Genomic DNA, 26,011 nt, shown 5'->3' on the forward strand with positions numbered 1-26,011 from the left:
TTATGAAATAAAACTATATTTATAATAGATATTGAGAAAACAGATATTAATTTTTAAATTAATCTGGGGTGAAAACGATGGATTTACAGGGAACAATTGACAATTATGAAAGTTTCATGAATATTCTCCAATTTATAATGAATAGTTCCTCGGCAAAAAAACTGATTTTACGCCGTTCCTGTGGAGAAGGTGAAGTTAACTATGCAATAATGTTCAAAGGTTACTTTTTATGTGATATTGAAACCAACGATCCAGCTGTATCTGAAGTGGAAAATCTTGAAACAAAATTTAAGGCTATATTTCACACTTTAATGCTCTTCGAGCACAGATGTATAAAATTCAAAGTGGAAGATATAGAACTTGCTAAAATTCCTGAAAACTGTGTAGATGTAAAAAACTGCATAATGGACTTTTTAAAAACAATAGACGAAGTCTATCCCACCTTCAAGGAAAAACACATAACCCTCGATTCCGTTTTCACCCTGAATTCTGAATTCAACACATCAAAAGCTATTTCATTATCTCCCCTGGCCTTCAAGCTGCTGGCAGCCTTTGCCGACAGAAAACCCATAAAAGAGTTTATCTGGAAGTGCGGTGAACCGGAAGAAGTTTTAAAAGAGATGAAAAAACTTGTTGACATAGGATTTTTAAGGGTTGAAAGTGAAAAAGAAGATTCGGGTAACTTCGTCATTAGCGAAGATGTAATGAGACGCTTCGAGAAGGAACTAAAAGATATAGTCGGCCCTATCGCCGAAATTCTAATAGATGGAGCAAAAGAGGAGCTCGGCATAGAGGGTATGCCTACAAGAAAACAGCTTATGGCAATGATTGATACTATTTCTAACCTTGCAGGTGATTACAGAGAAAAAATCTTAGAACTCAAAAGGAGGTTTGAATGAAGGAAAAACTGTTACGACTGATTCTTTTCGCCGACCTGCCAACAGAAATTGCGTTTACACTACGGATGAGCTTATCGTTCATTTTAGTAGGCTTAATATTCATATTCTCAGGCCACTACGTCGCTCAGAAGTACCTTTCTAATGTTCCTGCTGTTTACGATGCCCTCAGAATGTATGACATTTTGGTCGTTGTCTTATCTCTCATAGTTGTCGGCTTAATTTTCTTCTACTCTAAAATTGTTGCCAAAGACTATAAGCAGATTCAGGAAGGAATTGAAAAACTAAGCGAGGGAAAGATGGATTTCGAAATTGAGCTTACACCGATTGCCGACAAAGCCATAATAGAGATTGCAAAAGCAATTGAAAGACTAAAAGCATCTCTTAAGATTTCTCTGGGCCTTGCAAAAAGAGGTATAAAGGCGAAGTGATTAACACTTCGCCCTTTTATTCCAATTTTCAATGGTGCTTTTTCTTCCTCTTTTCAAGTCTGTCAAGTGCTTCAAGGAAAGCAAGAGCTGAAGCTCTAACTATATCGGGGTCAACACCTCTACCACTAACGCTCATTCCTTCAAACTCTATCGTAAGGAAAACTTCAGCAAGAGCGTCTGTTCCAGATGTCAAAGCCCTTATCTTGAAATCTTTAAGCTGAATCTCATCACCTATGTTAAGGGCATTTTTAATCGCCTTGTAAGTAGCATCAACAGGACCGTTACCGACTGCAAGTCCTAACTTTTCGCCGTGAGGCGTATCTATCTTAACGGTAGCCGAAGGAATAATACCCTCACCACTCACGGCCTGATTGTAAAGAAGTTTGTAATTTTTGTCCCTTGCTCCTTCCTCAAGACCTTCAACAATAAGCTCAATATCAATATCAAATATCTCTTTCTTCCTGGAAGCAAGCTCTTTAAACCTCTTGAATGCTTCTTTTAATTTCTCCTCTGAGAGCTCTATGCCCATTTCTTCAAGCTTCTTCCTGAATGCATGACTTCCTGAATGCTTACCAAGAACGATTTTAGATTCTTTAAGTCCGATATCTTCAGGTTTCATGATCTCATAGGTCTCTCTCTTTGCAAGAACGCCGTGTTGATGAATCCCGGATTCGTGAGCAAAAGCGTTGTCACCAACGATAGGCTTTGTTCTTGAAATGATAATTCCTGTAAGCCTGCTTACAAGCTGAGATGTTCTATAAATTTGTGTAGTATCTATGTCCGTATAAACAGGAAATTGGTCCTTTCTAACTTTTATAGCCATTACAATCTCTTCCATTGCAGCGTTACCGGCTCTTTCACCAATGCCGTTTATCGTACATTCAACCTGCCTTGCACCTGCCTTAACTGCAAGTAGAGAGTTAGCAGTGGCAAGTCCCAAATCGTTATGGCAGTGAACACTTATTATGGCTTTGTCTATATTCTTAACATTCTCCTTTATGGCGAGGATTCTATCGTGCCACTCATCCGGAATAGCATATCCCACAGTATCAGGAATGTTAACAACTTTTGCCCCCGCTTCTATAACAGCCTCAAGAACTTCATAGAGGTAAGACAGTTCCGTCCTTACGGCATCTTCAGGTGAAAATTCAACTTCAGCTCTTCCTTCACTTATGTCAATAATCATCTTAACAGCGTCAACAGCACGCTTTAAAACCTCTTCTCTTGTCATTCTCAACTTATACTTAAGGTGAATGTCTGATGTTGCTATAAATGTGTGAATCCTCGGTCTTGCAGCACTTTTAAGCGCATCCCACGCAGCCTTTATATCCGCTTCAACGGCCCTTGCAAGAGAACAGACTGTTGAATTTTCCACTTCTTCAGCTATCCTTTTAATAGCTTCAAAATCAGCAGGCGAACTTATCGCAAATCCAGCCTCTATTATGTCAACGCCAAGCCTTTCAAGTTGCTTTGCTATTTGAACTTTTTCGTCAACCGTCAGGTTAACACCAGGGGTTTGTTCACCATCCCGAAGAGTAGTATCAAATATGTAAAGTTTTTCCCGTTCCACGACCGCCTCCTGTAGTTGTAATCAGTTATCGTTTAATATTATAGTTTACAGGTATCTTTTTCAAGGAACATAAGTTAAGGTGATAGAATAAAGCACAATTTATCTATGTAAGGAGGCAGTTAACCGGTGGAAGCACAGGAAACAATTTTAAAAGCTTTGATAGAGGGAAACAGCAACTGGGTTAATTCCCGCGATAAATCCTACTTTGAACCGTTTATAGAGTGCCAGCATCCGGTAATAACAATGGTAAACTGCTCAGACGCAAGAGTCCACGCAACAATATTTTTCGAAGATCCAACAGACAAAATTTTTCTCATAACAAACATCGGCAATCAGATTGCACCATCAAGAGGTTCAATAGATTTTGGCATCTACAACCTGAAAACACCTATCCTTCTGATATTGGGACATACCCACTGCGGTGCCGTAAAGGCAGCATTAAGCAACTATTCAGACGAACCGATAAACATTAAAAACACCCTTGACCATCTCCACATACCTCTTTCAACGGTGAAAAGAAGCGATAACTTTGAAAAGATGTGGCTTGAAGGTGTTGAAAAAAACGTTGACTACCAGGTATCAGAAGCCATGAAAATGTACGGTCACATCGTAGAAAGTGGAAAGTTAACAATCATAGGTGCCGTTTATGACTTTACAAACGCATACAGAAAAGGCTCTGGCAGGGTGATTATAAGAAATATCAACGGCGAAAACGACAGAAACCACATCAAAAATCATCCAATACTTAAAAACCTACCGGAAAAGATAAAAGAAAAAGCTTTCCTGTGAACATTATACAGAGATGTTTATTCTGCCTGAAAGTTTTAACCTTACGGTCTCTATCTGACTTTTATCAGGCGGTCTTTCCAATCTGTAAGAGACAGCAACGGGAATAAACCCTGCAGAAAGCAGCTTATTCTTTAACTGTTCATCAAGAAGCTTAAGTTTATTTAAAATCCTCTCATCCTCTGTTAAAAAGTCAACAGAAACTTCATTATTTATAACAAAAAGAGAGACAAATACAGAGATGCCTTTCCTGTTAATTTCAATCTCCACCTTAACCCCGTCTTCCTCTTTTTCAAAGTAAACATCTATGTCAGTATCTTTAATTTTGATAGGGAAAAGAACGACATCTCCGACAGGCAGAAAGTAAAAAGCCATAATGGCAAGAAGTAGCTTTTTATAATCTTCTTCTGAAAGTTTTCCCCGTGAAGAAGCGACAAGCTCTTTAGCGGCGGCAATCAATTTAAAAATCGTTTCGGATGAAAAGAGAGAAGAGAGAAAGTTTGCAAAAAACTTATCATCAAAAGTCCCGGCATTCCAGACTTCAGGGTAGTGTTTCTTTAAATATATAGAAACGATTTTTTCAAACGAATCGGCATCAAGAAAAGGTAGAAGCGATTTCAGAATGAACTTCTGCGCCCACTCAGGATCAATCTCTACAAGCTTTAGCTCAAGCTTCGGCGACAAGGACTTTATGATAAAAGTAAGAATCTGCCCCGGTTCAAACTCTTCATCAACGTCAACCTCAGCAACAATTACTCTGTTTCCAACTAAAATCTTTGCCTTTCCATCTTCCGTATATCCGAGAAATTTCAGTTTTAATTTTTTTCCTTTTAACTCATCGGTAGAATCACCCTTCCTCTCTCCCTGAATGACAGAAGAGAGAAGCTTCTCCATATCTCTCCGTGAAAAATCCTGAAGCTTTGCTGGAAGATTCCTGCTTATTGCTTCAGCAGGGATAATACCTTCTATTTTTCTTATCTCTATAACAGCCCCCTATCCAAACAGTTCAGTTGAAAGGTAACGCTCGCCGGTATCAGGAAAAACTGTAACAACAGGTGTTTTAAGCTTTCCGTCTTTAAAGGCTTTTAAAACAGCGGCGACATTTGCACCGGAAGAGATACCGGCAAGTATTCCAAACTCTCCGGCAAGTTTTTCACAGTAATACTTTGCCTCATCAAAAGTTACAGTGATAGGGAAAGAAACAACAGACATATCAAGTGTTTCAGGAATAAAACCGGCACCTATTCCCTGAATCTTATGGATGCCGGGTTTGCTTCCGGATATAACAGCGGATTCTTCAGGTTCTACCGCAACAATAACGGCATCAGGATTTACCTCTTTAAACCTTCTGCCAACACCCGTTAACGTGCCGCCTGTTCCGACTCCGGCTACAAAAGAACCGGGAATCTCTCCAAGCTGTTCCAGTATCTCAACAGCAGTACCTTCATAGTGAGCTTTTATATTTGCAGGATTTTTAAACTGCCGGGCAGGAAAGTATAAATCGGAATTTTCAGATATTCGCCTTTCAACCTCTCTAATAGCACCGGGGATTCCAAGAGAAGCAGGCGTTAAAATAAGTTCAGCACCGTAAGCCTTCAGTATCTTCTTTCTCTCCTCACTCATGTTTTCCGGCATAACAATCGTGCAGCCGTAACCTTTTGCAGCACAGACAAGGGCAAGACCTATTCCCGTGTTTCCGCTTGTAGCCTCTATTACTCTCTTTCCCTTCTTTAAAAGCCCTCTTTTCTCTGCATCCTCAACAATCGAAAGGGCAACTCTGTCCTTTATACTGCCGCCGGGATTAAACATTTCAAGTTTTGCGTAAAAGGTCACACCTTCAACGGTAAGTTCAAAAAGAGGCGTATTTCCAATAAGTTCAAGGATACTTCTTGACAATATACCCATCAATTAAACCCTCTATCTGCAAAATTTTTCTGCCTTTTACAGCTTCTTCTTTTATTATTTTATCAAGAATTTCATCTTTTACGACTGTAAATCCGTTTACGTGCTTTGAAGCCTTGCGAAAGTGGAAATCTTTAAGGGAAAATTCCTCAGCAAGTTGATTGTAAAAAGAGAGCGGTAAACATTTATGAACGCCGTTTACATCTTTAATTCTTTTTAAATTAGCGGTAACGGATTCTCTCGCAATCCTTAACTTTGCCTGTCTGGTAAGATTCCGTCTTATAACCTCCTCAAGGGAATCGGTGCACGTGAGAAAATCACACAACAGCTTTGTAAGTTCGTTGATTCTGTCTGAAACCGGAAGTATTGAACCTCTGTAAGCAATTTTTCTATGAACAGCCCCACGGTAAATTTCAGCGGTAGCACCTTTTAACCGCTCACCGTGATCAACAATACCTCCAAAAACAAGGACAGTATCTTCATCAACATCGTCCCGCGTCAGCGTCTCATCAGCATTCGGATCAAGGACGACAATACGCTTTTTTAAAGGTTTAGAACAAATCTCAAACGGAACATCCGGCGTAAAGAACTCTTTTAGATAAGGCACACAGTAGCCTTCACTATCTATAAGATAAAAGTTCTCAGGCGTAAAGTAATCTTTAACAACACCGAACATAATCTCAAGCTGATTAAAAAGACTCCTCTTCTCCTTATCAATCAATGAAGGGAAAAATCGCATGTCAACAGCAATGTCCGGATACGAAAAATCCTCTCTTGATATGATAGAAACACCTTTAAAACTACCACTTGACTTTAGAATAACTGCATCAGCTATAGCGCTACCAGTTGAAAAGAGCAGGTTTACACCACCAACACTATCAAGAATTCTACCGGGAAGAATCTCACCAAATTCTTCCTTTCCAACAACCTTAAACCTGCCCGTAGCAACAAGGTAGGCAAGTCTGTTAAAAAGGTCGCCTCTTCCCGGCTTCCTCAAGTATTTGACATTCTCAATACCTGCACGTTTTAAGCGCTCCGCAAAAATCTCCTTTGCTCTCTTAAAAATCATCTCTCTCCTTCTTATGCTTTCTGTTTTCCTTAAATTTAAAGCCAGCACTCATAAATGCTAAAATGAGAAAAAAATAGCGAGAGGTTGCAGGTGAAAGGAATAGCTGATGTAAAAGGCTTTTTATGTGGAACTGGAAAGGGCAACATAAAGAACACCCTCAAACCATCAAATAAAAAAGATATTCTGGTGATAGTTTCCGAAAAACCGGCAACGGCAGCGGCGGTCTTTACAACAAACGATGTTAAGGCTGCACCGGTTAAACTGTCTCAAAAATTGGTTAAAGCCTATGAAAAAGTCCACGGTATCGTTGCAAACAGCGGAAATGCAAATGCCTGCACTGGCGAAAGGGGAATGAAAGACGCTGAAACAATGGCAAAAATCTGCCAGAACCTTACGGGAAAATCACCGTTTTTAGTCGCATCAACAGGTGTAATAGGCGAATTTCTACCAATGGACAGAATGGAAAAAGGGATAGAAGAAGCGGTAGAAAACTTGGGAAAGGCAACCTCTAAAGAGGCTGCCCAGGCTATAATGACAACCGATACATTCCCGAAAACCGCCTTCTTTGAAGGAAAAGGTTTTACCATCGGCGGAATAGCAAAAGGGGCAGGTATGATAGACCCTGCAATGGCAACGATGCTTTCGTTCATCGCTACAGACGCAGAGATAGACAAAAAATTGCTTGAAAAAGCGTTAAGAGAGGCAAACGAAATAAGCTTTAACGCAATAACCGTTGATGGTGACATGAGCACCAACGATACTGTATTCTTCCTTGCAAACGGTACATCAGGAAAGAGAATAACGGAAGAAAATTACGGCGAATTTTTAGATGGTTTGAAAGAAGTGATGAAATCCCTTGCCTACCAGATTGTAAAAGACGGAGAAGGCGCAACAAAAGTGGTGAGGATTAAAGTCATCGGTGCAAGGACAAAAGAAGAAGCAAGGAAAGTGGCAAGGAAAATTGCCCTTTCACCTTTAGTAAAAACGGCTGTTTTTGGCTGCGACCCTAACTGGGGAAGAATCATAGCAGCAGCCGGCAGCGCAGGCGTAAAATTAGTGGAAGAGAAAACCGAACTTAAAATCGGCGGTTACCTCCTCTTTAAAGGGACAAAGACAGACTACGACGAAACCGTCGTGCATAAGTACATGAAAAAAAGTGAAGAGATTGTGATAGAAGTTAACCTTAACCTTGGCAGCGCATTTTTTGAATACTTAACCTGCGACTTTAGCTATGAATATGTGAAAATAAACGCTGAATACAGGACTTAAAATGGTTGCCCTGATAGATGCAGGAAACAGTTTTGTAAAAGTTGTTTTCTGGAACGGCAAAACGTTTGAAAATGCAATTCAGATACCGACAGGGGAAGTCAGGAAATTTTTTCCTGTAAAAGGTGAATCGGCAGTTATCTCAAGCGTAGTTCCGTCACTTAATGAAACTTTTAAGAAAGCCTTCAAAAAAACAACTTTCGTAAACGCCCGGATACCGCTTCCTGTAAAGATAGACTACAAAAACCCTGAAAGGTTGGGCGCTGACAGAATAGCCCTCGCCTGCGGAATTTTAGACTACGAAAACAGCGGCATAGTTGTGTCTGCAGGAACAACAGTAGTTGTTGATATAGTTATTGAAAAAACTTTTATCGGCGGAATCATTCTGCCAGGAGTGAAAGCAATCCATAGGGCGCTGAATCTTGTTACAGAACAGCTTCCAGAAGTGGAAAACAGATTTATAGACAAACTCCCTGGAAAGTCAACAGCAGAATGCATAAAAGTGGGAACAGCCCTCGCACTAAAAGGTGCCGTTAAAGAGGTAATGGAAAAGTATTCAGGCTTACCGGTCGTATTTACAGGCGGCTACGGAAATATTTTAAAAGAAATGATTGGAAAAGGAACCTATGATCCGTTCCTGATTTTTAAGGGAATGGTGAAAATTGTGAAGGAAAAATAAAAAGAGGGGGCGTATGCCCCCTCTTCTACCTTAAATCTGTCATTAATATTCAGGCATTGGAGGTACGTTCTTCTCTTCTTTCTCAGGAATTTCAGTAATTGTGGCCTCTGTTGTGAGGAGAAGGCCGGCAACTGAAGCAGCGTTTTGAAGAGCAACCCTCTCAACCTTGGTTGGGTCAATTACACCTGCTGCTACAAGGTCTTCATATTCACCTTTTCTTGCGTTGAATCCGTAGTTTATGCCTTTCTCGTTGATAAGCTCTTTAACCTTCTCAACAACAACCTGTCCGGCGTAACCTGCGTTCTCAGCAATCTGCCTCAATGGTGCTTCAACAGCTTTCTTAACTATCTCAACACCATGCTTTCTGTCAATTTCGTTAGCTTCGTCAAGCTCTTTTATAAGCTCATCAAGCTTCCTTGCAGCAGCAAGGAGTGCTGTTCCACCACCGGGAACAATACCCTCTTCTACTGCAGCTCTTGTTGCGTGAAGTGCATCTTCAACCCTTGCCTTCTTCTCTTTAAGTTCAGCTTCAGTAGCAGCACCTACCTTGATGATAGCTACACCACCTGCAAGCTTGGCAAGTCTTTCCTGAAGCTTCTCTTTATCGTACTCAGAAGTTGCCTTTTCAAGCTCTGCCTTAATCTGCTTAATTCTTGCTTCAATCTCTTCCGGCTTACCTTTACCGCCGATAATAGTCGTGTGCTCTTTGTCAACAACAACCTTGTCAGCCTGACCAAGCATATCAAGTGTAACGTTTTCAAGCTTGATGCCAAGGTCTTCAAGGATAGCCTGTCCACCTGTAAGGATAGCAATATCCTGAAGCATAGCCTTTCTTCTTTCACCAAAACCAGGTGCTTTAACCGCACATACGCTTAATGTTCCACGGAGCTTGTTAACAACGAGTGTTGCCAGAGCTTCACCTTCCACATCTTCAGCGATGATGAGAAGTGGTCTTCCCTCTCTTGCAACAGATTCAAGAACTGGAAGAAGCTCTCTTATGTTTGAAATCTTCTTACCGTAGATGAGAATGTAAGGATTCTCAAGAACAGCTTCCATCTTGTCAGGATCTGTTACGAAGTATGGTGAGAGATAACCTCTGTCAAACTGCATACCCTCAACAACTTTAAGTTCTGTCTTGAGCCCTTTAGCCTCTTCAACAGTGATAACGCCTTCCTTGCCTACTTTATCCATAGCTTCAGCGATGAGCTCGCCAATCTCTTTATCGTAGTTTGCAGAAATTGTTGCAACCTGAGCAATCTGCTCCTTTGTCTCAACAGGCTTTGATATTGCCTTAAGCTCTTCTACAATCTTCTCAACAGCAGCGTCAACACCTCTTTTAAGCTCAATGGCATTATCGCCGGCAGTTACAAACTTGAGACCGTCGTTAAAGATAGCCTGAGCAAGAACAGTAGCTGTTGTCGTTCCGTCACCGGCCTTGTCAGCTGTCTTTTGAGCAACCTCTTTAACAAGCTGAGCACCAATGTTCTCAATTGGATCCACAAGCTCAATCTCTTTTGCAACAGTAACACCGTCTTTTGTAACAAGTGGTGAACCGAACTTCCTTTCAATAACAACGTTTCTACCACCAGGACCCATTGTTGCCTTTACAGCGTTGGCAAGCTTATCAACACCTATCTTAACTTTCTGCCTTGCTTCATCAGCAAATCTAATATCTTTTCCTGCCATGGTTCTCACCTCCTCCTTGAATTTTTTTACTCAACGATGGCAAGGATGTCTTCTTCTCTGATGATGAGATACTTTTCACCATCAAGCTCAACTTCGTTCCCTGCATACTTGCTGTAGAGAACCCTGTCACCGGCTTTAACCTTGAGAGGTCTTACCTCACCGTTGTCAAGAAGTTTCCCTTCACCAACGGCAACAACTTCTCCAATTTGAGACTCTTCCTTAGCGGTATCTGGAAGGATAATTCCACCAGCGGTCTTCTGCTCCATCTCAACTTTCTTTACAACCACCCTATCGTAGAGAGGCTTTAACTTCATCGTCACACCCTCCTTTTTCTGGATTTTTAGCACTCACCTAAGGTGAGTGCTAATCAGGTTCGGTATATAATTTAGACGGAAGGTGTAAAGTGTCAAGAGAATCACCCGATAAAAAACAAAAATAAAGGAAGGTTTTCAGGGAGTTTGATAACAATGAATAAAACCGTTTACATGTCCGTAAGCAGTATCGATATCACAAACGATTTTTATTCCGTGAACGTGGAAAGTGCAGTTAGAATTGGCAATTTTAATGTAAGAGTTTGCCGCAGAAGAATTTGAAGCATTACTAAAATCAATTACCAGAGTACAGGTATCACTGGAATCATAAACTCTACATACCTTTGTAAGTGTTCCGTTATTGGCAAACTGAGCCATAAGCTCTCCGGCACAGGTAATCAAGTCTGACTGCACTCTTGAAACAACAGCTTTTTCTTTATAATTAACAAATGTTTGAACAGCCACCAGTGAAAGTATAGAAATAATGGAAATAACAATAAGAAGTTCTATTAATGAAAAAGCCCCCCTTTTGTTCATCCAATTCTCCCCTGCATAATTATATACACATAAATTAAATAAAACCGCGCCCGGGCAATCCGGACGCGCAGATATCAAATTTGACAGGAAAATTTATTATTGTGGCGTGCAAGTAATGGTATTTGTATTACTGTCAACGGAACAAGAAACATTATGACCTTTCACTTTAAAAGTTGTTGGACTAATACCTGTAAGTGTACCGGTAGAATTTAATGTAATAGTAGCGTTTGTATTGTTATCATCTTTCACTGGGCAGATATAAGTTGTATTGCCCGTATCGGCAAACTGAGCCAAGGCTGCAGTAACGCAGGAAGCCAGCGTTGATTGAACATTTGCCGCAGCCGCCTTTCTTACATAGTTGGTGTACTGCGGAATAGCAATCGCGGCAAGGATTGCAATAATTGCCACGACGATGAGAAGTTCTACCAGCGTAAACGCCTTTCTCATGATGTACCTCCTTTTCTATAAAAGTTTTTTTGTAGGCTTTTTTAAAACCTCACTAACTTGTATTAGCATTTACCGTGCCAGGTTTATGGTTTTAATGGTAAAAACTAAAGATACATGCCGTGCACCATAAAATCAGTCTTAATTGCAATTTACAGCTGCAGACAAAAATCCCCATAAAGCAGGTGACAAAATTTGTCACTTATCCGGCTGAATCAAAATTCAGGTGACAATAATTGTCACCTCAAAAGATGGTATCATTTGTTAACTCAGGCTCAGGAGAGAAGCAGTGAAAGGAATAACCAAAAAGTTCAGAGGAAAGAAAATACTGGTTATCGGCGATCTGATGATAGACGAGTACATTTCTGGAAAGGTTGAAAGGATTTCACCGGAAGCACCCGTTCCGGTTGTGGAGGCAAAAGAGACAACGGCAAAACCGGGAGGTGCGGCAAACGTTGCGGTAAACTTAAAAACGCTGGGAGCAAAGCCTATCGTTCTTGGCGTGGTTGGAAACGATGAAAAGGGAAAGATGTTAGAGCAGATGCTGAAAAAAAGAGGAATTGACACTTCCCTTCTGATAAAGGATGAAACGAGGCCGACAACCGTAAAAACAAGAATCATAGCCGGCGCTCAGCAGCTTCTTAGAGTTGATTGGGAATCAAAAGAGTATTTAAACAGGGAGATTGTCCTTAAAATAATAGAAGAGTTCAGGGAAGATTTCAGGAACTTTGACGGAATAATTATTTCAGATTACGGAAAAGGGGTTATTACAGAAGAGCTTTTTAAAGCTGCAGCAGAAGTAAAAAAAAGCGGCAAAATTGTAACCCTTGACCCTAAAGAGAGAAATTTTCATCTCTACCACGATGTAACAGCTATGACGCCAAACATGAAAGAGACATACCAGGCTGTCGGCATATACCCTGAAACGGAAGAAACTGCAGAAAAAGCCGGAAAAAAACTGATTGAAAAGTTTAAGCTTGATTTTGCACTGATAACAAGAAGCGAAAAAGGCATGAGCCTGATAAAGAGAGACAAAAGCTACCACATACCGGCAAAAGCCAAGCAGGTTTATGATGTTACAGGAGCCGGAGATACGGTTATAGCGGTTTTCACTCTATCTTTAGTTGCCGGCGCATCACCGGAAAAAGCCGCGGAAATTGCAAACATTGCAGGCGGAATTGTTGTAGGAAAGTTAGGGACAGCCTTTGTTAAACCTGAAGAAATTGAAAAAGCAATAGAGGAAGGGGCGTAACCCCCTCCTTTTTAAAGCCTTTTAAAGCAGAGCCACCAGTCAAAGCACTCAATTTCACCTTTTGAAGCGGCTTCAAGTCTCTGCCTGGCAGTTTCAACATCTGTAGCAGGCGGAATAATCACCTTATCACCAATAAGCTCATTCTCAGGCCAGTTAGCAGGAAGGGCAACACCGTTTTTATCGGACACCTGAAGACCTTTAACTGCCCTTAAAATCTCATCAATATTTCTGCCTAACTCCTGAGGATAGTAAAGAATCAATCTTACAACTCCTTCAGGGTCAACCACAAAAACCGCCCTAACCGTATTTGTACCTTTTCCCGGATGAATAAGACCAAGTACATCGGCAACTGCACCTGTATCGGCAATTATCGGAAACTCGATTTCAACGCCCAGTTTATCCTTTATCCACTCTTCCCACTTAATGTGCGAAAAAACCTGATCAACGCTCAGGCCTATAAGCTCACAATTTAACTCCCTGAACTTATCATACCTTTTCTGGAACGCTACAAATTCTGTCGTGCACACAGGTGTAAAATCGGCAGGATGGCTGAAAAGGACAAACCATTTACCTTTAAATGCTTCAGGTAACCTAATCTTTCCGTGAGTTGTTTGAACTTCAATTTCTGGAAACTTTTCACCCAACAACGGTATTCCTTTTCTCTCTTCCATAAAAACCTCCTTTTCTGAAAATTATTTTTATTTGCATTTATAAATATAGTCCTTCGAAATACAATTGCAACTAATTTTCAATTAATAAACCCTCCTGAAAGGATCGTGTCAATCTACCTTCTCTTTAAAGTTACCTGTGACAGGCTGTTCGTTAAAGGTGAGCATTTCTAAACTACAATAATGCTTTAGATTTATTGACAAAATGAGTTAGAAAATATATCTTTATACATGAAAGATAACAGGAGGAAAAAAACATGACTGTAACCGAACTCAGAGAAATACAGGCACTGAATACGCTGGTGTTTGAAACTTTAGGGCAGCCCGAAAAAGGAAGGGAGTTTAAATTCAAAAGCTTAAAAAGGTGGGGACTTGACCTGATAATCGGGAAAAAGAACGGCCAGAAAGCTTTTTTCGTTTCTGAATACGGGAAAAGAAAAGCGGGTGACACATATGAGGAAGAAGGTATTCATTATGAAGTTACAGAAGTGCTTTACGAAATGCCAAAGAATAAAAAACTGTTTGCTCACATAGAAATGAAAAACGGAAGGGCATACCTCGTAGGTGAGCTTATAGAAGGAAGCGAAAACATTGAAATACTCCGTCTTCCCGCACCATCACTTCTGATTGCATATTTTAAAAAACACAAACTTCACCACTTAATAGAAGCCTTAAAAAACATCGGCACGGCAACGGAGCTTGTTAAACAGCGGGGACAGGAAGGGAAACCTTACCCTTTTGAACAGCTTCCAAATGTTGCAAGAAGGTTTCTAAGAGAAGCGAAAAAAGTAGAAAAGGAAGCCGGTTTTGGAAGAGTAGCCCTTGCATATTTCGGAGAAAATAAAGACGGAGAGCCAAGATTCAGAGTTTCATGGCTTCTTCCAACAATAGCCCTTTTTGAGATAAACATAGCAGAAAAATCCGACAAAATCCTCGCCGCTTTCAAGTAGGGGGAAAATTATGGAGCTGCTGACATGGACTCCTATGGCATTCTATAAAAAACGATTTCCAAGAAATAAGGAAGGTAAACCGTTCATATCTGCAAATGCTTTCAAAGAGGCTTTTACAAGCGCTGTAATCTATTACTACATAAAAAAAGATAGAGAAATAGAACAGCGTGTAAAAAATTACCTGCTTAAAAAAGGGCTTAAACCTGAAGAGGTTGTTGACAAAATAAAAAACATAATTGCAGAAAAGTACAGCCTCCTTCAAGAAATAGAACTTCCTGAAAAGATTTTTATTAATGAAGCAGATCTTTACGAAACGAGAATATCTGTTTTTGACCTTAAAAAGCGGGAAGACACAGGCCACTTTGAAATAGAAGTATTTAAAGGAAGGACAAAAGTTCCCGTTAAAGTATCGCATCCCGAAAAGCTTAAATCTGCATGCCATTCATACTGTGAAGCTTTAGCAAACATAGAGAAGAAAATGTTGAAAGACCATCCACTGGCAGAAAACTTCTATCTTCCCCTTTCTGACTCCATCAAAAAGTGGGAAATACCGCTGAGAATGGGAATGTGGACAGACCTCAGATTCAAAGGATATCTTCTCTTTTTCTGGAGGATAAAAGAAGTTAGAGAAAAACTTTTCAGGGAACTTAAAACAGACATAAGACCATCAAAAATCATTTATCTGCCTGAAGAAAAGGCAACAGCAGGCTGGTGTGAGCTTTCAATCTAAATAATCTCAAATAAAAGGAGGTGGAGCATGTTGAAGAAACTGTTAAAGAAAGATGACAAGAAAATGGCAGAACTCAACAGGCAGTTGAGAAGCTACATTGCACAGATTGAAGCCCTGCGCGTAGAAATTGCGAACATTGACGACCTGATATCCGAATACAGAGCAACAATAACCACACTCAAAAACCTTAAAGACCTTGGCGACGGTAAAGAAGTCTTACTTCCAGTAGGCAGAATCGCACAGGTTGCTGCAAAACTTGAAAAAGTTGAAAAAGTAGTCATAAGCATCGGAAGCGGAATATCCGTTGAACTGCCGTTTAAAGAAGCAGTATCTCAGATAGAAAAAGAAATTGCCGCTCTAATTGTTCTCAGAGAAGCACTTGAAAAAGCGATGGTTGACCTGTATGCTAAAGTAGAAGAGACAACAGAGAAAATAAGAGAGCACGGACAAGCTGAAGCTTCAGAAGAGGCCAAAGATGAAGAAGAAGAAAAAGCAGAAAAATAAAGAAATCGTAGAATTCCTGAAAAAACTTCCTGCTGAAAGGAAGATATACTACAAAGCCGGAAACATCATGGTAGAAGTTTCCAGAGAAGAGGCGATAAATCTTCTTGAAAAAGAAAACCGCGGGGAGAATTAACCCGCGGTTTTAAATCAAAAATGAATAATTTTATCAGCCCATTCAATGATTTCATATAAATCTTCCATCGTTGAAAGAGGGCAGGCACCGGTATCAACATACTTCTCAATAACAATGCACGTTCCACAAGTGTAAAGTTGTCCGCCCTTTTCCAGAAAACTCTCCATTCTTTCCTTTAAGTTAACCTCTTCAGCATCAATTATCTTTGTATCAAAACACTCGCCAAGGAAAAAGACCTTTACTTCATTACCAGCATCAACAGCAATGTTGGCAAACTTCATAGCACTGCGGATACGCCTGATTTTATCAGTACCAATAACAACAGCAAGTTTCATGTACTTTCCCCCCTCAGAAGGTTAAAAATTATTATTAATTAAAACTGACAACCAATTTCACACAACAATTCATTATATACCCTAAAAATGAAATAAGCAACAGGTTCTTTAAAAATGAAATTAATTATGAACTTTAGAGAAAAACTTATTGTTTTTAATCAGCCCTGTTAGAAGGCATTGTGGTTTCTACAGGAACAATTTTATTTTTCTCGGGTTTAAGAATTTGAATCCTCTGATTCAGCCAGTCAGTTACTATAACATTTCCCCTTTCGTCAACCGCAACATCCGTAGGATAATTAAACCAGCCGGGTGACCACCCTCTTCCACCAAATTCAAAAAGAAACTTTCCGGACATATCGTATGCAAGCACAGCGTGCCTCATTGGGTCACAAACATAGATACGCCTGTTATCCTCATCAACTGCAACGGCAGAAGGCTGGCTTAACTGACCGAAATTTGCACCGTGAGTTCCAAATTTAAACAGAAATGCACCATCCTTATCAAAAACGTAAACCTGACCAAAATCAAGTGCAACAAGATAAACACGGCCAAGAGAGTCAACACCAACATTGGAAACTATAGACCCTACCCTTTCACCTTTAACTTTTATTTCCGGATATAGAAATCTTGTGAAATTTCCGTTTTGATTAAAGCAGGCAACAAAATCTTTTCCAGCACCGGTAACGTATATTTCACCCGTAACAGGATTAACTGCCACATGAGTCGGAATAAATTTTGAAGCTCCCTTAAAGCCTTTTATGGGAATTATTTTTTTCAATATAAGAGACGGGGAAAGAACATAGATCTTCCTTTCATTAGAAGAAATAAAATAAAACTTGCCCTTTTTATCCACAAAAAGATCAACAGGATCCTTTATTCCGTACCCTTTCCCCAACGCCATAAAAGGAAAGAAATCCGGTGTATAGAAAATAACCTTGGACTTTCCAGGTTCAACAACATAAAGCTGCCGGGATCTTCTGTCATAAAAGATGGAACCGGGATAGGTCAAAGCCTTCCCGGTCTCATCTATGTTAATGATGCCGAGCACTTTTGTTGAAACAACTTCCTGCGCCCTTGAGACAGCAGGAAAAGTGTAAAGCAAACCAACCAAAAAGGCAGCTATTAACCTTTTGTTGTATGACATACCATGCACCCGCACTCATTCATAAGAGTAGCGTTCGTAGTAGCACTATCAGCAATACAGGTTGAGTAGTCCCATCTGAGAAGGTCGTAGTACGGTGAGCCGTGAGCCCTGTGACAGGACACACATGTAACTATGGCATCATCACCCGTCCAGGAAATTGTATTGTCCGTGAGAAGTGTATAGTTATCCGTTGCAACAGGAGCAAACATACTGTAAGGAGATGATGTTCCGTTACCGCCGTTGTAGTATCTATATTCTGGAAGGGTGTTGCCATCAACTCCTATCGTAGCAGGTCCTGCATTTGAAAGGTCAAAGTCAGTCGGGTGCCTGAGCCATGGCGTCCCTATGGGTGAATCAATAGTATTGGGATCTCTTGAAACTTCAGCACCGCTGTGGAACATACCGTGACATTCTGCACATAGGTATGAAATAGTATGTGGATTAGCCGTTGTGGGATCTTCTGATGTTCTATCTACACCGTAATAGACGTTGTGGGAAAGTCCATTGGCATCTGGAACTGCTGCAAACTCATAATAGTTATGCTCATCCCCGGCAATACCGGCAAGGAATCTGTAGCTGTTACCTATTGTTCCCGTGCCGTTAACCCATCCATACATGTTTGAGTGGTGGGCGCCGTTAACCCCTGCAAAACTATCAAGAGTAGCTGCATTGTGTCTGCCGTGGCATCCGTAAACACCGGCACATGTAAGCTGATGCGTCCATGTAACTTCTCCGTTAGCAACTTTAGAACCAAAGATAGCATCTGTAAAGTGTGTGGCGTTTGAATCCCATCCAGGCGGTGTAAGACCGATGTTAGGATCAGGAGGCATGCCTAAATCAGCTACATTGTGAGCACATCTCGGATCTTGAGTCCTTCCCCAGTAGAAGCTTCCGCCAGCAAGAGCTCTGTTCTCTCCCCACGTTGCAGTAGAATAGTTACCCGTTGTATAGGCATCACCGGTTGCAGGATACTCTGGCTGAGTTGTTGAATCAACGTAAGGCCAGAGATGGTCACCGTAATAAAGAGTAGCTGCCTTTGGTGCTTCACCGTAAGTATGGCAGTATTGACAGTCACCGCGCAGGAGGTTTCTGATAGGCGTCGTTGCATTTGTCGAATTAAGGTTGGCAAACGTCATAGCCACAACGTTCGTCGAACTCACAGTACCCGTAGCATAGGTAGTATTACTGTCCCACGGATATACACCGTGCTGAGAGTTGTGCATTGTGTGACAGTTCACACAGGGACCGACAACAGCACTGGCATTTTGATATAAGATAAAACCAGAACAGGCCAGTGCTGCAAGCGTCCCTGCCAGCAGCTTATTCCTCATTTCTCCACACCTCCTAATAGTATTCACATGCCAAGTTATCTCAAAAATCTTGAAGACATACCCGCTTTATTTTATCAGAACTCATAGCAAAAATCCATTTAGCTTTCACTCAACTACTTGATTCTTAATAAATAGAAAAGTAAAACAATATTCCCACCTTTGAAATATATATCATAAAGCTGAGAAAATTCAAGAGGACGACCCAGGCAAAAGTTAAAGCAGATATAAACCTTTCCTAATTAGACCACTTTTTATCAAATATATTTCATCACACAGAGCATCCACCACTGCGGGATTGTGACTTATAAAAAGATAACTAACAGAAAACTTTTCCTGAAGCTCCAGAAAAAGATTTATTATTTGAGATTGGATGGACACATCAAGAGCAGAAGTTGGTTCATCAGCAATTATTACTTCTGGTTTTAGAATTATTGCCCTTGCTATTGCAATCCTCTGCCTCTGCCCACCAGAAAGCTGATGAGGATAAAGGTTAAGAACAGATTCAGAAAGTCCGCATAGAGAAAGTGTCTCTTTAACTTTTTCCTCTATCTCATCTCTTCTCAAATCAAAGTTGATCTTCAACCCTTCAGCCACTATATCCTTTACTTTCATGCGGGGATTGAGAGAACCATAAGGATTCTGGAACACTGCCTGAACATTTAACCTGTAGGTTTTATAGCGTTTCTTATCCATTTTGTAAATTGAGTTACCTTTGTAGAGGACATCACCCTCATCAGGTTTCTCAAGGTCAAGGAGAATCTTTGCAAGGGTCGTTTTACCACAGCCGCTGTCCCCTAAAATTCCTACACTTTTTCCCTTTTCTATCCGCAGAGAAACACCTTTTAAAACGGAAAGAGAAAAGTTTCTCCTGATAGGAAAAGATTTATAAATGTCCTTACACTCTAAAACAACCATCAGTAAGAATGCTCCTCGCCGGGAAATACGCCGTTTTTCACCTCTTTAACGTAACTTTCAACGGCACTGCGTATCTCTTTCCCGACTTCCGCATAACGCTTGACAAACTTAGGCTTAAACTTATCAAACATTCCTATCATGTCATGAAAAACTAAAACCTGACCGTCACAGTACTTTCCAGCACCGATACCGATAGTCGGAATGGAAAGAGATTCCGTTATCTCTTTAGCAAGGTCTGAAGGTACCTTTTCAAGAACAACGGCAAAGGCTCCTGCTCTCTCAACAGCTTTAGCGTCCTCTACCAATTTCTCTCTCTCCTCTCCCTTCCCTCTTAACACATAACCACCATAGACGTTAACACTTTGTGGCTGAAGTCCTATATGACCACAAACGGGAATTCCAGCATCAACAAGCGCTTTTATCGTATCCTCCTGTTCTTTTCCACCCTCTATCTTAACGGCATCACATCCGGTTTCTTTTAAAGCTCTTCCAGCATTTAAAATAGCATCTCTCTTTCCCGTCTGATAAGAGAGGAAGGGCATGTCAAAAATCACCATTGCCCTTTTTCTTGCCCTGACAACAGCCCTTGTATGGTGAACCATCTCTTCCATGGTTACGGGAATCGTTGAATCATAGCCAAGCATAACCATACCAAGTGAATCACCTACAAGGATAATATCAACGCCTGCACTATCAACTATTAAAGCAGAAGTGTAATCATAAGCGGTAAGCATGGTAATCTTTTCACCGTTCCTTTTCATTTCAAGCAATGTTTTTGTCGTAACTTTTTTCATCACCGCCTCCAGTTCATGTTTAATCTAATTCTACAAAATAAAAAAAGGGGGCTAAAAAGCCCCCTATCAAGTTAGCGAAAACAGCTATTATAGACCTTCAGGCCTCTTAACATCATAGAGAACATCATCCATAGGATGCCTGTAGAGAGGCATTGCAAGTCTCTTCTCGTCAAGAATGTGGCCTATAAATCCGATAGACCTTCCAAGAACGAAGAACGCGTTAAAGGCACCTGCATTGATAAGCTCGTCAATTTCAGAATCTGAGTATCCAAGGTTTCTGAACATATCAACAAGGAGAACACCTATTGTTCCATCAACGTTAAGGATAAGGTTCTCTTTCTTGGCAGTCGTAACCTTTTCTACTTCAAGAGCATAGTCTAAAAGCTCTGTTGATGGGAACTTTTCCTTTGCAAAGTTTTTGAGAAGTTCAACCCTCTTGTCAGGGTTCTTTGTTGATTTAATTCTGTGACCGATACCTGGAATAGGGATCTTCTCAACATTCTTCATATAGTCAACAAACTCAAACGGATCCATACCCTGTTCTTTAGCAAACTTAAAGTACTTGGCAGCTCCGTCAATAGCACCACCGAACCTTGGTCCTATCGTAAGGATACCTGTTGCAAGAGCTGACATGAGATCTTTTCCTGCTCTTGCAGTAACCTTTGCGTTGTGAGCACCTGAAACACAGGGACCGTGATCCGCAACAACTTTAATAACCATATCTATGAACTTAGAAGCCCAGTCAGGGAACTTCCTCTTAAACCAGAGAAGACCTATAACGTCAGCGATTGAGAATTCTCTCTCAATAACTTCTGAAATTGGAAGTCCACAGTACGTTGCCTCTTCGCCTCTGTCGTCGGATATAGTACAGATAAAGTTGGTAGGCTTTCTAACCTTTCCGGCCTTAACAAGTTTTGCGTAATCTTCAGGAAGTTCTGGAACTTCAGGTTCTTCAATCTCCCCAATTAGACCCTTTGACTTAAGATCTTCGTAAACACCCCTTATAAGTTCAGGGAATTCGTCAAAAGAGTTAGGAACAAGCGCACCTGCAGCCCTTAAAGCAGCATTTTTAGCATCTGCTGTTTCTCTATCAGCACCGGCTTTTGCACCTGCGTGACCAAACTGAACTTCTCCGGCAAAGTGCTTTGAAATAGTTCCAATACACCATGCAATGAGAGGCTTGGTAATAAGACCATCCTTAAGAGCCTCAACAACTCTGTATTCAAGGTCTCCACCAAGTTCTCCAAGCATAATCATAAATTTAACCTGTGGATTCTTCTGAAATCTGAGAAGATGATCGAGGAAATCAGACCCTGGAAATCTGTCACCACCAATAGCGATACCTTCAACAATACCGTCAGCATTCCTTGCAATTACATTTGAAAGTTCGTTGAAGAGTCCACCGGAACGGGTAACAAGGCCAACAGAACCGGGTCTGTGAAGCTTTGATTTAACGATATTCTCAATCGTTCCGCCGGCGTTTCCAATCCTAAATGCTCCAGCGGCAATACCACCAACAGTAGCAGGGCCAATGATCACTTTTCCTGCCTTTTTCGCCTTAAGAGCCATATCCCTTGCAAATCTTTCAGGAATACCTTCAGCAGTAATAGCTATTGTTTTTATTGTTGGAATGTTGATAGCCTCAAGTGTAACGTTGTAGGCAGTTCTGAAAGAAGCAAAGTTAACCAGAACATCAGCTTCCGGATGCTTTTCTGCTGCCTCTGCTGTTGACTTGTAGATAGGTATCATAATCTCTTTTGTGCCGTGGAAGAACTTTTCAAATTTCCTGTTCTGAGTAGGCGCAACGATTGCAACGATACTCGGGCTCCTTCCAACAATAAAATCGTAATCGAGCATCCTTTGAATAGCATTTCTGTTTAAGTTCCAGAAAATAGCCTTCGTATTTCTATCAAAAAGAATGTAATCGGGTCTTGCCATTCTTAATCCCTCCTTATTTATTGTCGCTTAAAGCTTTGCTAACTATTGCTGTAATGTGAGTTTCAGGACCGTAAACCTCTATTGGAAGGCCGAGACCTTCAGCCGCTTCTTTTATCTGCTTAAGTCCAAGCTCATAATTTGGACCACCACGTCTAACGTAAATCCTGACACCAACATCTCTAAGCTTATCAGCATACTCCTTCATAGCGTCTATGATTCCGGCAAACGTCTTGGCAACGTCTGTAAAGTTAGCAATAGCACCACCTATGATGAGAATCTTCGGTCTTCCCTGTGGATCTTTATTTCTCGTCATAAGATCAAAAACAGTTTTGACGTACTCCCTCGTTTCAGCCCTTGAAGGGTTACCTGAATACTCACCGTAGTTGGCAAGCTCATCAACATAGCCAAGGTCTGCAATTGTATCGGCATAAACAACAGAAGCGCCACCACCGGCAACCAATGTCCAGATTCTACCTTCAGGGTTGAGAATTGTCAGTTTAAGAGAAGCACCTGACTTTTCGTCCATATCTTTAATGTACTTCTCTTCAGGTGTAAGCTCCCTGCCAAATCCGCTCGGGAACTCTATCTCTCCCCACTTTCTTCCAGCAACAAACTGAGCCGTATCATCAAGCCTTGCCACAAAGTCAAGAGGATAAACCTGGTTTCCTGTCATAGCAAGAGGGTTGATTTCAAGGTAGGTAAAGTGAAGGTCTTTAAAGAAGTTATAAAGCTTCTGAACAAAGTTTGCATACTTATCCTTATCTTTTATTTCCGCAGGAACATTTTCTCTTATAAGCTTTTTAATTTCCTCATCCGCTGCAAGTGCAGGAATGAAAACCTCCTTCACCTTATCCCAGTTTTCCTCAACATCAATACCACCGAAGGCAGACATGAAGATTTTGTCACCTTCCCTTTCCATCGTCATAGCAATGTAGTACTCCTCATCATGAGGAACGAACGGCTCAACGATAAAGTGTGTGAGGTAACCTGTCTGCCCTTTAATAGTAACAGGCTCAGACATCTTTTCCTTTATCCACTTTTTAACATCTTCCCACTTAACATCACCTGGCTTTTCAATCTTATAAAGGACAAGACCGAGTTTTCCTCTCTTACCGAAAAGCATGTCAGGCTTTGCGACAAGCGGCATGTGAAGAAGCCACGGATGACGTTCTGGAAGTTTATCAAGGTCTGTTTCCGGTGTTATAAGAACAGATTTGAAATCGTATTTAAAGTCACCGTCAAAATACTCAGACCAGTGGTTAAAAAGCATTCTTTTGGCATCGTATTCTCTAATTCCTCTCTGTGCCATCTATTTCCTCCTTAACAGGTTGAAATTTAAAGGGCACGGCTTAGAAGCCGTGCGAAATTTTTAAATGGAATCGATAATTTCGTTGAATGTTTTACTCGGCCTCATAGCCGCTTCCGCCTTTTCGTCATCAGGAAGATAGTAACCGCCAATATCCTTTGGTGAACCTTCCGTTGCCCTTATCTCTTCAAGAATCTTCTCTTCATTTTCTTTAAGAGCTTTGGCTATCGGGGCAAATTTCTCGGCCAACTCTTTATCCTCTGTCTGGTTTGCAAGAGCTTCCGCCCAGTAAAGAGCAAGGTAGAAGTGGCTTCCCCTTGTATCAAGCTCCCCGACCTTTCTCTTAGGCGTTCTGTCATTTTCAAGATACTTACCTACAGCTTCGGAAAGCGTTTCAGCAAGAACCTTAATCTTTTCATCACCGGCTTGCTTGTAAGCAAGCTTCAGAGATTCAACAAATGCAAGGTATTCACCAAGAGAATCCCACCTTAAGTGCCCCTCTTTAACAAACTGCTGAACGTGCTTGGGTGCCGAACCGCCCGCACCTGTTTCAAATACACCACCACCATTAATAAGAGGAACTATTGAAAGACTTCTTGCACTTGTTCCAACTTCAATAATCGGGAACAGGTCTGTAAGGTAATCTCTGAGAACGTTTCCTGTAACGGCAATCGTATTTAGACCCTGTCTGAATCTCTTGAGCGTGTACTTCATAGCTTCTGGTGGAGCCATTATGTGCCATTCTATACCTGTAAGGTCATACTTTTTAAGCTCTTCCCTAACCTTTCTAATAAGTTGTCTGTCGTGAGCTCTGTAAGCGTCAAGCCAGAATACGATAGGCTCTCCACTTTCTTTAGCTCTGTTTACGGCAAGTTTAACCCAATCTTCAATAGCTATCTTTTTGGTAACACAACTTCTGTAGATATCGCCGGCGTTAACCTCGTGTTCTATAAGAACGTTTCCATCTTCATCAACAACTCTCATAATACCGTCAGCCGGAGGGAAGAATGTCTTGTCGTGGCTACCATACTCTTCAGCCTTCATTGCCATGAGACCCACGTTGGCCACGCTTCCAATTGTTTTAGGATCAAACTGTCCGTTAAGCTTTATATCGTCAACAATCTCTCTGTACATTGTTGCGTAGCTTCTATCCGGAACTGTAATAACGCAGTCGTCAACCTCACCGGAAGGTCCCCAACCCTGAATACCGTTCTTTATAACGGCAGGAATAGAAGCATCGATAATAACATCGTTAGGTCTGTGGAGGTTTGTTATTCCCTTATCAGAATCAACCATGTAAAGCCTTGGCTGCTTAGCGTAAATCTCTTCTATTTTTTTCTTAATAGCCTCTTGTTTTTCCTCCGGAAGTTTTGAAAGCTTCTTCTCAAGGTCAACAAGTCCGTTGTTAGGATTAAAACCTATCTCTTCAAGCTCCCTGCCAAATTCTTCGAAAAGCTCCTTAAAGTAAACTCTGATTGCATCACCAAACATTACAGGATCGGAAACTTTCATCATAGTAGCTTTTACGTGAAGGGAGAAGAGAATATCGTTATACTTAGCATCCTCAATCACTTCTGAGTAAAATTCTCTAAGCTTTTCTCTGTTCATGTAAGTAGCATCAACAACATCACCTTCACCAAGCTCTATCTCTTTCATAACGGTAACGTTGCCGTTCTTATCAACGAACTCATATCGGATTTTTGTATCTTTCTGAAGTGTTACAGATTTTTCGTTCTCATAGAAGTCTCCACCTTTCATGTGAGCAACGTAACTCTTTGAATTTTCAGGAACAGGCTTCATCCAATTGCGCTTTTCTGCAGCTTTTCTGGCATAATCCTTAACAGGCTTTGCAATTCTCCTGTCTGAGTTACCCTGCCTGAGAACCGGGTTAACAACGCTACCAAGACACTTTGCGTAAACTTCCCTTATTTTCTTCTCTTCCTCTGTTTTTGGATCTTCAGGAAAATCAGGAATATCATAACCTTTTGACTGAAGCTCTTTTATAGCATCAACAAGCTGAGGAATTGAAGCTGAAATGTTTGGAAGCTTCATAATGTTGGCTTCCGGTTTCCATACAAGCTCGCCAAGATAAGCAAGATCATCAGGTGCCTTTCCCCAGGCAGCAAGAACTCTTCCACCAAGAGAAATATCTCTCAGCTCAATCTCTACACCGGCATCCTTTGTAAAAGCCCTGACAATTGGAAGCAGGGAGTAAGTTGCAAGTGCCGGCGCCTCGTCAACTTTTGTCCAGACGATGGTAGCCTTTTTAGCCATAGTCTCCTTCCTCCTAAAGAGTTTTATCCATTACGGTAAGTTTCATTGCATTCTCATCGTATAAAGGTCTAAATTAAAGCTTGAGAAATTATATGATTTTTACAAAATTTTTACAAGTTTTTTACAGACAACAGAAAGACCTTGAAACTAAAGGGCTCTA

Annotated in this window: 27 protein-coding genes; 10 read left to right on the forward strand and 17 right to left on the reverse strand. The window is 40.9% G+C overall.

The window, feature by feature from the left end:
- The first annotated feature begins 77 nt into the window (after nt 1-77).
- Both H153_RS0104760 and H153_RS0104765 read left to right on the forward strand, forming a co-directional pair.
- Nucleotides 78-899, forward strand: a complete 822-nt coding sequence (locus tag H153_RS0104760; protein ID WP_022847004.1) for a hypothetical protein — start codon at nt 78-80, stop codon at nt 897-899.
- On the forward strand, nt 896-1,327 hold the full coding sequence (locus tag H153_RS0104765; RefSeq protein ID WP_022847005.1) for a hypothetical protein: 432 nt from the start codon (nt 896-898) through the stop codon (nt 1,325-1,327). Before H153_RS0104760 ends, H153_RS0104765 begins: the two co-directional genes overlap by 4 nt.
- A gap of 28 nt (nt 1,328-1,355) precedes the next feature.
- On the opposite strand, the gene H153_RS0104770 is transcribed toward H153_RS0104765, so the two are convergent.
- Nucleotides 1,356-2,897: a 2-isopropylmalate synthase gene (locus H153_RS0104770; protein ID WP_022847006.1), complete on the reverse strand. Its 1,542-nt coding sequence runs from the start codon at nt 2,895-2,897 to the stop codon at nt 1,356-1,358.
- Nucleotides 2,898-3,023: 126 nt separating this feature from the next.
- On the opposite strand from H153_RS0104770, the gene H153_RS09330 reads away from it, so the two are divergent.
- Nucleotides 3,024-3,686: a carbonic anhydrase gene (locus H153_RS09330; protein ID WP_022847007.1), complete on the forward strand. Its 663-nt coding sequence runs from the start codon at nt 3,024-3,026 to the stop codon at nt 3,684-3,686.
- A 3-nt stretch (nt 3,687-3,689) separates the two neighbouring features.
- Here H153_RS09330 and H153_RS0104780 read toward each other — a convergent pair whose 3' ends face one another.
- The 3 genes from H153_RS0104780 to H153_RS0104790 form a co-directional block, all read right to left on the reverse strand.
- A complete protein-coding gene (locus tag H153_RS0104780; RefSeq protein ID WP_022847008.1) occupies nt 3,690-4,577 on the reverse strand; it encodes a hypothetical protein in 888 nt (295 codons plus the stop codon).
- A 99-nt stretch (nt 4,578-4,676) separates the two neighbouring features.
- The gene (cysK, locus tag H153_RS0104785) at nt 4,677-5,588 is read right to left on the reverse strand and encodes a cysteine synthase A (protein WP_022847009.1); all 912 of its coding nucleotides are present in this window, start codon (nt 5,586-5,588) and stop codon (nt 4,677-4,679) included.
- The gene (locus H153_RS0104790) at nt 5,560-6,654 is read right to left on the reverse strand and encodes a tRNA (guanine-N1)-methyltransferase (RefSeq protein WP_022847010.1); all 1,095 of its coding nucleotides are present in this window, start codon (nt 6,652-6,654) and stop codon (nt 5,560-5,562) included. Before H153_RS0104790 ends, cysK begins: the two co-directional genes overlap by 29 nt.
- Nucleotides 6,655-6,744: 90 nt before the next feature.
- Here H153_RS0104790 and argJ point away from each other — a divergent pair, with 90 nt between their 5' ends.
- Nucleotides 6,745-7,923, forward strand: a complete 1,179-nt coding sequence (gene argJ, locus H153_RS0104795; protein WP_022847011.1) for a bifunctional glutamate N-acetyltransferase/amino-acid acetyltransferase ArgJ — start codon at nt 6,745-6,747, stop codon at nt 7,921-7,923.
- Between the two features lies 1 nt (nt 7,924).
- Nucleotides 7,925-8,599, forward strand: a complete 675-nt coding sequence (locus H153_RS0104800; RefSeq protein WP_022847012.1) for a type III pantothenate kinase — start codon at nt 7,925-7,927, stop codon at nt 8,597-8,599.
- Between the two features lie 42 nt (nt 8,600-8,641).
- On the opposite strand, the gene groL is transcribed toward H153_RS0104800, so the two are convergent.
- The 4 genes from groL to H153_RS10260 form a co-directional block, all read right to left on the reverse strand.
- On the reverse strand, nt 8,642-10,285 hold the full coding sequence (gene groL / locus H153_RS0104805) for a chaperonin GroEL (RefSeq protein WP_022847013.1): 1,644 nt from the start codon (nt 10,283-10,285) through the stop codon (nt 8,642-8,644).
- 26 nt (nt 10,286-10,311) lie between these two features.
- Nucleotides 10,312-10,599 carry a co-chaperone GroES gene (gene groES, locus H153_RS0104810; RefSeq protein WP_022847014.1) on the reverse strand — a complete coding sequence of 96 codons (288 nt, stop codon included), beginning with the start codon at nt 10,597-10,599 and terminating at the stop codon, nt 10,312-10,314.
- 135 nt (nt 10,600-10,734) lie between these two features.
- Nucleotides 10,735-11,133 carry a prepilin-type N-terminal cleavage/methylation domain-containing protein gene (locus H153_RS09920; protein WP_022847015.1) on the reverse strand — a complete coding sequence of 133 codons (399 nt, stop codon included), beginning with the start codon at nt 11,131-11,133 and terminating at the stop codon, nt 10,735-10,737.
- A 96-nt stretch (nt 11,134-11,229) separates the two neighbouring features.
- On the reverse strand, nt 11,230-11,580 hold the full coding sequence (locus tag H153_RS10260; protein ID WP_022847016.1) for a prepilin-type N-terminal cleavage/methylation domain-containing protein: 351 nt from the start codon (nt 11,578-11,580) through the stop codon (nt 11,230-11,232).
- 286 nt (nt 11,581-11,866) lie between these two features.
- On the opposite strand from H153_RS10260, the gene rfaE1 reads away from it, so the two are divergent.
- On the forward strand, nt 11,867-12,829 hold the full coding sequence (rfaE1, locus tag H153_RS0104825; protein WP_022847017.1) for a D-glycero-beta-D-manno-heptose-7-phosphate kinase: 963 nt from the start codon (nt 11,867-11,869) through the stop codon (nt 12,827-12,829).
- Between the two features lie 11 nt (nt 12,830-12,840).
- Here the strand turns inward: rfaE1 and H153_RS0104830 are convergent, their stop codons facing one another.
- Nucleotides 12,841-13,500, reverse strand: a complete 660-nt coding sequence (locus H153_RS0104830; RefSeq protein WP_022847018.1) for a peroxiredoxin — start codon at nt 13,498-13,500, stop codon at nt 12,841-12,843.
- A gap of 254 nt (nt 13,501-13,754) precedes the next feature.
- Here H153_RS0104830 and H153_RS0104835 point away from each other — a divergent pair, with 254 nt between their 5' ends.
- From H153_RS0104835 to H153_RS10080, 4 genes are read left to right on the forward strand one after another with little or no spacing between them, the layout of a single operon-like run.
- Nucleotides 13,755-14,447, forward strand: a complete 693-nt coding sequence (locus H153_RS0104835; protein ID WP_022847019.1) for a TIGR00703 family protein — start codon at nt 13,755-13,757, stop codon at nt 14,445-14,447.
- Between the two features lie 10 nt (nt 14,448-14,457).
- A complete protein-coding gene (locus H153_RS0104840; protein WP_022847020.1) occupies nt 14,458-15,177 on the forward strand; it encodes a hypothetical protein in 720 nt (239 codons plus the stop codon).
- 27 nt (nt 15,178-15,204) lie between these two features.
- On the forward strand, nt 15,205-15,681 hold the full coding sequence (gene pfdA, locus H153_RS0104845; protein WP_022847021.1) for a prefoldin subunit alpha: 477 nt from the start codon (nt 15,205-15,207) through the stop codon (nt 15,679-15,681).
- Complete coding sequence (locus H153_RS10080; protein ID WP_022847022.1) at nt 15,653-15,814, forward strand: prefoldin subunit; 162 nt, start codon at nt 15,653-15,655, stop codon at nt 15,812-15,814. The genes pfdA and H153_RS10080 overlap by 29 nt, the downstream gene beginning before the upstream one ends.
- 14 nt (nt 15,815-15,828) lie before the next feature.
- Here the strand turns inward: H153_RS10080 and H153_RS0104855 are convergent, their stop codons facing one another.
- From H153_RS0104855 to H153_RS0104890, 8 genes are all read right to left on the reverse strand, one after another.
- Complete coding sequence (locus H153_RS0104855) at nt 15,829-16,149, reverse strand: DsrE family protein (protein WP_022847023.1); 321 nt, start codon at nt 16,147-16,149, stop codon at nt 15,829-15,831.
- Between the two features lie 154 nt (nt 16,150-16,303).
- Entirely contained in the window at nt 16,304-17,293 is a 990-nt protein-coding gene (locus H153_RS0104860; RefSeq protein WP_022847024.1) for an NHL repeat-containing protein, read from the reverse strand.
- Entirely contained in the window at nt 17,272-18,624 is a 1,353-nt protein-coding gene (locus tag H153_RS0104865; protein ID WP_022847025.1) for a hypothetical protein, read from the reverse strand. The genes H153_RS0104860 and H153_RS0104865 overlap by 22 nt, the downstream gene beginning before the upstream one ends.
- Nucleotides 18,625-18,837: 213 nt before the next feature.
- Entirely contained in the window at nt 18,838-19,539 is a 702-nt protein-coding gene (locus tag H153_RS09345; RefSeq protein WP_022847026.1) for a dipeptide/oligopeptide/nickel ABC transporter ATP-binding protein, read from the reverse strand.
- Nucleotides 19,539-20,333: a 3-methyl-2-oxobutanoate hydroxymethyltransferase gene (gene panB, locus H153_RS0104875; RefSeq protein WP_022847027.1), complete on the reverse strand. Its 795-nt coding sequence runs from the start codon at nt 20,331-20,333 to the stop codon at nt 19,539-19,541. Before panB ends, H153_RS09345 begins: the two co-directional genes overlap by 1 nt.
- 87 nt (nt 20,334-20,420) lie before the next feature.
- Nucleotides 20,421-22,271 (reverse strand): citrate/2-methylcitrate synthase, encoded by a 1,851-nt coding sequence (locus H153_RS0104880; RefSeq protein WP_022847028.1) that lies wholly within the window; start codon nt 22,269-22,271, stop codon nt 20,421-20,423.
- 13 nt (nt 22,272-22,284) lie between these two features.
- The gene (locus tag H153_RS0104885) at nt 22,285-23,580 is read right to left on the reverse strand and encodes an ATP citrate lyase citrate-binding domain-containing protein (protein WP_022847029.1); all 1,296 of its coding nucleotides are present in this window, start codon (nt 23,578-23,580) and stop codon (nt 22,285-22,287) included.
- A gap of 60 nt (nt 23,581-23,640) precedes the next feature.
- A complete protein-coding gene (locus H153_RS0104890; protein ID WP_022847030.1) occupies nt 23,641-25,851 on the reverse strand; it encodes an NADP-dependent isocitrate dehydrogenase in 2,211 nt (736 codons plus the stop codon).
- Between the last annotated feature and the right edge of the window lie 160 nt (nt 25,852-26,011).

It is taken from the genome of Desulfurobacterium sp. TC5-1 (assembly GCF_000421485.1).
Classification (GTDB): Bacteria; Aquificota; Aquificia; order Desulfurobacteriales; family Desulfurobacteriaceae; genus Desulfurobacterium_A.